Below are 6,279 nucleotides of genomic sequence, written 5' to 3' on the forward strand. Positions count from 1 at the left end.
GTACCCTACCAGGCAGATTTTACCTCCAAATTGGTGCTTAATGCTTGACTTTTAACACAGTTCTTGTTAAGCAACTTTTCCAAGATGACCCCGGGACTTTTTGCACTGCCCCACTGCCCCCAAAATCCTGTTTGCCCAAGTCCCGGAAAGGCATCTGTTTCGAGTCTACGAAACTCATCTCCTTTTCGAGTTTCGTAAATTTTGAATCGTAGACGAGTTTCTTAAACTCGCCGGGCGCTCAGCGGTCGATTAGCACTTGGTGCGGAGCAGCTGTTAGCAGTCTAAGAAAGGGAGCAGATGCTCGAACGACCTCCTCCTTTAGTCTTTCTTTTTCGATGGAATATCCCGGGCGCGGATTCGGATGGCGTCAGCGGGGCGTCCGGAGCGACGAAAGGCCGCGGTGTCCATTTTCACGGCCGACACCGGCGCCGTGCGCGGGGAAGCGGCCGCCCGTTTGGGATGAGGGACTCCTTTCCCCAGGGGGGTGTTCGGGGCCGGAGTGGGCGTTGTTTGGGCGGAAGCAGGACCGCAGAGGGCCAACAGCGTCAGGCCAAGGAGGAAAGCGGGGGCGTGTTTCATAACCAGGGTTTTAGTTCGCGCCTTGCCCGGGCAGATCACGCCTGCTTCAGGTGGGGGTTACTTCTTCATCGTAATAAACACCACCCCATCCTTGGCGCGTGGCCCATAGGCGGCCCGAGAGAGGCTGTCTTTAGCGACACGAATGTGCTGAATCTGCGATGGGCTTATCCCATCAAGTTGTTCCCGGGTCATAGGCGTTCCATCCACCACATACAAGGCGGGGTGTTTCACCGGGGCGAGGGAGCTGCCTGCAACTGTTTTTGACCCCACTATGTGATGCTCAAACCGACTAGATGATAGTTTTGGAATGCCCTGTGCGTGACCTGCGGTGGCCATGCCTGCCAACAAAAGAGTATTCAGCAGCACGATACGTAATGTGGACATAGTCAGGGCAGGAGAAAAAGGGTGCTAAGTAGGAAAGACAACTCGCTGTCGGAAGCCTTCCCAAGATAGCAGGAGTTCACGAAAACGGTGATTTAAACAGCCGTCGTCTTTCGGATAGGGCCCGCTATCGGCGTTCGAGAACGCCTTTGTGCCTACTTCTTCGTGTAGTGGAAACGGCATTGCAGCACGTACACTAGGTCGGCCTCAAAGCGGTAAATCAGTCGGTGCTCCCCGCTTATGCGGCGCGACCAGAAGCCGGCAAAGTCGTGTTTGAGTGGTTCGGGCTTACCCGTGCCCGTGGTAGGGGTGCGCAGGCATTCTTTGAGCAGTGCCCGAATCTTGCGGGCGATGGCTTTGTCCGTGTCAAGCCAGTACTGAAAGTCCTCCCAGGCGGCATCGTCCCAACTCAGCGTCATATCGTGTCCGGCAACTCGTGAACTTGCCGCTGGCCCCGGCGGTCGCGCTCCAGGGCCGCGTACAGGCGTTCGGCGTTGGCGGGCGAGGACAGCAGGTGGGCGGTTTCGTCCGAGGCAGACGTTTTGGCGGCTTGACCCCGGAGCGTGACAAAGGGCAGGTTGCGCAATAGCTCCAAAAGGAAGCCAGCACGGCTATCGGGTACTTCGAGCGTGATTTTCATGGCAGGGTAAAGATACGTGGATTCTAGGGGCCTTTCTAGGCCATTTGCGGGGCTTTGGCGGCGACCAGGCCCAAGCGTACGAGCAGCAGGCCCCCCGGATTGCGGCTGGCTTTGACCTTGCCCGTTTTTAGGTCGTGGTTGTAGCGGTTGACTTCGGCGACGTGGGCCGCGCTGCTGAGGATGACTTGCCGGTGTTTGACGTCAGTGATGCGCAGCTCGTCGAGGATGCGGGCGGCGTTGTCATAGTGGCTCTGTTGAATGCCAGGCACATCCTGAGCAGTGGTCACCAGGTCGAAAGGAATGGTTTCGGCCAAAGCTTGGCGCTTGATTGTGAAAACGATGTTTTTGTAGGTTCTGACCCGTTTTTCAAGCTGGTAACTGACGTGTAATTCAGTGTGCTCATTGATTTGCTTTACGGCCACATCCAGCACACTTTCCCGAAAGTCACTCATCCTGATAGCCTTATCCTTGCCCTTGTCGTCAAGTAAGCCGAGCATCATCTTGAACTCCTGAATGTCATACTTTTTGGTTTCGCCCTGGTCTTTCCATTGACTGCAGTACTGATAAATCCGCTTAGCATACTTGCTAGTGAGGCGCAGTGCCGAAGCCAACTCGTAGCTAGTGAAGTTCTCTTTCAGGTCAAACAGATAAGGCGTAATGTCCTCTGTAAGCTTGATTTCAATGATTCCTTGCCCAAGTAGGTAATCCACCCGCTGGAACATCCACAGTTGCCGGTACCGGGTTTCAGTTTGCACCTCAAACACACGGCTACCCATGTCAGCAGTCGCTTTGTGGAGATAGGCAGCGTTGTATTTTTTGCCAGTCAGTGAAGACAGGTCTTTGATATTCAACTCATAAACCCTGTCTTGCTGGTCTTTTCGGAGCTTAGAGATAAGAAAGAACAGCAAATCAAGCTGCAGCTCCGAATACTCGTACCGAGCATTGGTTAAAGCATTGTGTTGGCGAACTTCTAGTTCCTTGCTCATAAGGGGCTACTGGCTGATTATTGGGCAATTATAAGCAAGAAACGGGCATTGTATTCGGATTACGTTTTTAAACCCCGTTTTCAACCCACTAAAACCCGTTTCTAAACCCACTAAAACCCGTTTCTCACCCACTAAAACCCGTTTCTCACCCACTAAAACCCGTTTCTCACCCACTAAAACCCGTTTATAAGTGTCATAAAAAGCTGGCAATCAATAATATACGGGCCCCTCAAATAGAACAAATAAGCTCAAATACACCAATTGGTGTTCGCGCGAAAAAAAAAAGAGCTTTTAGGGACTAGTCAGGAGTACAACGGCGCAAGCAAAGCAAAAACAGCAAAGTCCTAGAAGCCAGTAACTTGCGCGCATTTTATAAACCGTATATTATTGGTAATCAATGGTTTATAATATTTATTGTTGAGCTTATGTACTGCTTTGAACTTGTGAATGCCAAGACCATGGGAACGGGAGCGACTGAGGGTACAGACCGATGGATAGACCAACTAGGCTGCCGTTGTGTGCGCCAGACAGACTAGGTAACTCGCTGAACTCGTAGCGTAACTAGGATTGTCCTGAACCTCGTATGTTTGTACTGTACATACGACTTTGGTCCACGTACAAACGGCGGCCAAGACCGAAGTCCTAGCCGCCGTTATCCTACGGATGCCCGAGCCAGTGGCTGACCACTGCTCGAACTGCTCCCCCTAGTGCTGCTTTGAGCAATTCCAGGGAGATGCGAAACCAACCAGCCTGGCTGGCGGGTTTCACCTTGGCACGTTTACCCATCTTCGATCGGGAGTAAGGGTGCTGAATCCACCCACTTCCTGAAGCCCTGGCTGTGTCACCAGCCGGGGCTTCGTCTTTTCAGACGTCGCGTTGGCGGGGTGACAACCGTGCAAGTGGGCCAAAGATAGAAGGGGCGTTACGAAACCTACCAAACACAGCAGGGGCTAGTCTATCCAGCTCTAAGAACGTGGAGAGAATGGGTGCCAATCGGATCGGACGGAGTAGGGGCAGTTGGGAAGAAACGTGTACCTTGAGGCGCGGTCCCGGTCGTTCTGACGTCGATCGCAAGATGTGTTTTGTGAATCGCGCTTCGCGCAATACCCAAAACCCGTTCGCCCGTTGGGCTCACTACACTTGCCCCTTCGGGGACCCACATATGGCAGACCTAGCAGCCCCTGATTCTACTCCCCACCGCCCCCGCAAGGGAGGCCGGAAGGCTGGCCCGCTGGCCGAGAAACAGCGCCACGTCGTGAGCGTCCGGCTGACCGACGCGGAGCACGAGCGCCTGACCCAGGAGGCCGAACGGTACAAGTTGAGTCAGGGCGAAGTGCTGCGGTCGGTATGGCGGAAACAGAACACGGCCACAAAACTGCAGGCCCCGCCGACCCCGGAGGAAGCGCGGCAGCTGGCGCAGCTGGCCGGCATGGCGGCGAACCTGAACCAGCTCACCAAGCTGGCGCATTTGGGCCAGGACCAGCGCACCGGGGCCACGACGGTACTCGGGCAGATGCACCACTTGTTGAAGCGGCTCGCGGGCGAGGGGGCATGATTGGCAAGGTGAAGGTTAACCAGTCGTTCGGGGCTATGTGCCGGTACGTGCTGCAGGAGCAGGCCCCCGGCAAAGGGGCCGAGGTGCTGGCCGCGCACGGGGTGCGCACGGACAGCGCCGACCACATGGCAGCGGACTTCGACGCGGTGCGGGCCATGCGGCCCAATTTGGGCAAGGCGGTGCTGCACGTGGCGCTGGCCTTCCCGGCGGAGGAAAAGGAGAAGCTGACCAACGAGGTGATGGGCCGCATTGCCCAGGACTACCTAAAGGGGCTAAAAATTGACTCGGAGAACACGCAATGGGCCGTGGTGCGGCACCAGGACAAAACCCACCCGCACATGCACCTGGTGGTAAACCGGGTGGATTTGGACGGGCAGACGGTGAGTGACCAGTTTATTCGCTCCCGGAGCGTGGACGTGTGCAAGGGCATCGAGCAGGAGTACGGGCTGATAGTGGCCGACCAGGTGGGCCGGAAGCAGGCCCGCGAAATCGGCCCGACCCCGGCCCAGGCGAAGGCCACGACCCCGAAAGAGGAACAGTCGGCCGAGTGGAGCCGCGCCCGCCAGGACATTGGCCGCGCCCTGAGCTACACGGCGGGCCAGGCCCGCAGCTTTGACGAGCTGCGCGAGGCGCTACGACCCCGAGGCATCGAACTGGAACTGACGCGGCGCAAGGACGGGAGCCCGGCCGGGGTGGTGTTCGCGCAGGACGGGCACCGGGTGAAGGGTAGCCAGGTGGGCCGCGAGTACAGCGCCGGCAATCTGGAAACGGGCTTTGCCAAGGCCCGCGAGCTAGGCCAGGACCCGGCTCAGCCGTGGCAGCAGGTGGGCCAGGACTACGCGCTGGCCAAGCTGGCGGCCGAGTACGCCCAGGCCAAAGAGCGGCAGCCCCAGCAGCAGCAACCGAGCAAGCAGCAGTCCCGCGGCTTTGAGATGGGGGATTAACTTTTCAGCAACAACGTATGCAAGAGCTACTTCAAGACATAAACGCGCTACGGCGCGGCATCGAGGCACTAAACAAGCGCAGCTTAGAGCAGGGCAAGCCGGTGAGCCGGGCCGAGCTGGACGAGGTGCTGGCCAAGGTGAAGCAGGAGGTGCGGTTTACCATCAACTACCAGGGCATAGCCGAGGCGATTCAGCCGCACCTAGCCACACCCGCGAAGGTGGAAAATACGCTCACCACGGGCACGGCGCAGCTGCAGCAGGTGATTGCGCAGATTCCGCGCAGCGTGCCCGTGGTGGGGGAAGTGTGGGGCTTTACCAGTGGCCGGCTGGGGCTAGGGGTGATTGCGTTGCTGCTGGCCCTGGTCAGCCTGAGCACTTACCTCTGGCAGCAGAAAGCGGCAGCCGAGGCGCAGGTAGTGGTATTGCAGCAGGAGCAGGCCAAGAAAAAGTCGGCGCTGGATTGGCTGACGAAGGGCTATTGGGACCTGAAACGGGACAATCCGAAGGTGGTCAAGAAGTATTTCCCGCAGTAGCTTGTCCTATTTTTAGCCATTCACCGGCCCTATATTTATCCCCCGTTTAGCCTTGAAGGCCCGCCCGGCAGGCTTCTTCGCAGCGGCGGCAGGCTTCGGCGCATTCCTGGCAGTGCTGGTGCTGGTGCTGGGCGCACTCGTCCCCGCAGGCCTTGCAAATCTCGGCACACTCGCGCAGCAGGTGCTGGGCATGTTCCGAGCCCCGGGCCACGTAGCGGGCCGTTAGGGCGCAAATGTCGGCGCAGTCGCGGTCCAGGCTAATGCAGCGGGCCATCATCTTCACGTCGTCTTCCTGTAGGCAGGCGGTAGCGCAGTGCTCGCAGGCGGCCACGCAGGCATTGAGAGCGTCGAGCAGGGTTTGGTTTTGAGTATGCATCGTACACGGGGTTAAGGTGAAACAATACTATTCATACCCGCTGCCCGTCCCCCGGGTTCGGTACAATTGCCACCTAGTAGTACAGAATTCGGGGGGCGCCGCCTTAAAAAAGCCGCCCCAAAGGGAGGGCTTCCACCGGAAAAGTACCACGTTTGGCGAGTAGGGGCGGTGGGGAGAAAAACCGTACTTATTCCGAGGTCGGTCGGATAAGCTACATTATCCTATGTTCGCTTATCCTCCGTAACGGGGCTTGATGATAAGGAAAAGGGAGGAGTAAGATTCCTC

Annotated in this window: 9 protein-coding genes; 3 read left to right on the top strand and 6 right to left on the bottom strand. The window is 57.3% G+C overall.

The features are described from left to right. Positions 1 to 318 precede the first annotated feature (318 nt). The 5 genes from ACYVGU_RS21340 to ACYVGU_RS21360 form a co-directional block, all read right to left on the bottom strand. On the bottom strand, positions 319 to 579 hold the full coding sequence (locus ACYVGU_RS21340; RefSeq protein ID WP_460623759.1) for a hypothetical protein: 261 nt from the start codon (positions 577 to 579) through the stop codon (positions 319 to 321). A 57-nt stretch (positions 580 to 636) separates the two neighbouring features. Continuing rightward, positions 637 to 963, bottom strand: coding sequence for a hypothetical protein (locus ACYVGU_RS21345; protein WP_460623760.1), 327 nt, complete (start codon positions 961 to 963; stop codon positions 637 to 639). Between the two features lie 152 nt (positions 964 to 1,115). Then, positions 1,116 to 1,379, bottom strand: coding sequence for a Txe/YoeB family addiction module toxin (locus ACYVGU_RS21350; protein ID WP_345127676.1), 264 nt, complete (start codon positions 1,377 to 1,379; stop codon positions 1,116 to 1,118). Then, positions 1,376 to 1,600 carry a hypothetical protein gene (locus ACYVGU_RS21355; RefSeq protein ID WP_460623761.1) on the bottom strand — a complete coding sequence of 75 codons (225 nt, stop codon included), beginning with the start codon at positions 1,598 to 1,600 and terminating at the stop codon, positions 1,376 to 1,378. Before ACYVGU_RS21355 ends, ACYVGU_RS21350 begins: the two co-directional genes overlap by 4 nt. Before the next feature lie 35 nt (positions 1,601 to 1,635). Next, positions 1,636 to 2,586, bottom strand: coding sequence for a replication initiation protein (locus tag ACYVGU_RS21360; RefSeq protein ID WP_460623762.1), 951 nt, complete (start codon positions 2,584 to 2,586; stop codon positions 1,636 to 1,638). Positions 2,587 to 3,670: 1,084 nt separating this feature from the next. Here ACYVGU_RS21360 and ACYVGU_RS21365 point away from each other — a divergent pair. The 3 genes from ACYVGU_RS21365 to ACYVGU_RS21375 are packed head-to-tail and all read left to right on the top strand — an operon-like array spanning position 3,671 to position 5,618. Next, positions 3,671 to 4,141, top strand: a complete 471-nt coding sequence (locus ACYVGU_RS21365; protein WP_460623763.1) for a plasmid mobilization protein — start codon at positions 3,671 to 3,673, stop codon at positions 4,139 to 4,141. Then, complete coding sequence (locus tag ACYVGU_RS21370) at positions 4,138 to 5,085, top strand: relaxase family protein (RefSeq protein ID WP_460623764.1); 948 nt, start codon at positions 4,138 to 4,140, stop codon at positions 5,083 to 5,085. Before ACYVGU_RS21365 ends, ACYVGU_RS21370 begins: the two co-directional genes overlap by 4 nt. A 17-nt stretch (positions 5,086 to 5,102) precedes the next feature. Next, on the top strand, positions 5,103 to 5,618 hold the full coding sequence (locus tag ACYVGU_RS21375) for a hypothetical protein (protein WP_460623765.1): 516 nt from the start codon (positions 5,103 to 5,105) through the stop codon (positions 5,616 to 5,618). Positions 5,619 to 5,664: 46 nt separating this feature from the next. Here the strand turns inward: ACYVGU_RS21375 and ACYVGU_RS21380 are convergent, their stop codons facing one another. Further along, positions 5,665 to 5,994, bottom strand: coding sequence for a four-helix bundle copper-binding protein (locus tag ACYVGU_RS21380; RefSeq protein ID WP_460623766.1), 330 nt, complete (start codon positions 5,992 to 5,994; stop codon positions 5,665 to 5,667). Between the last annotated feature and the right edge of the window lie 285 nt (positions 5,995 to 6,279).

Source organism: Hymenobacter tenuis, assembly GCF_054780495.1.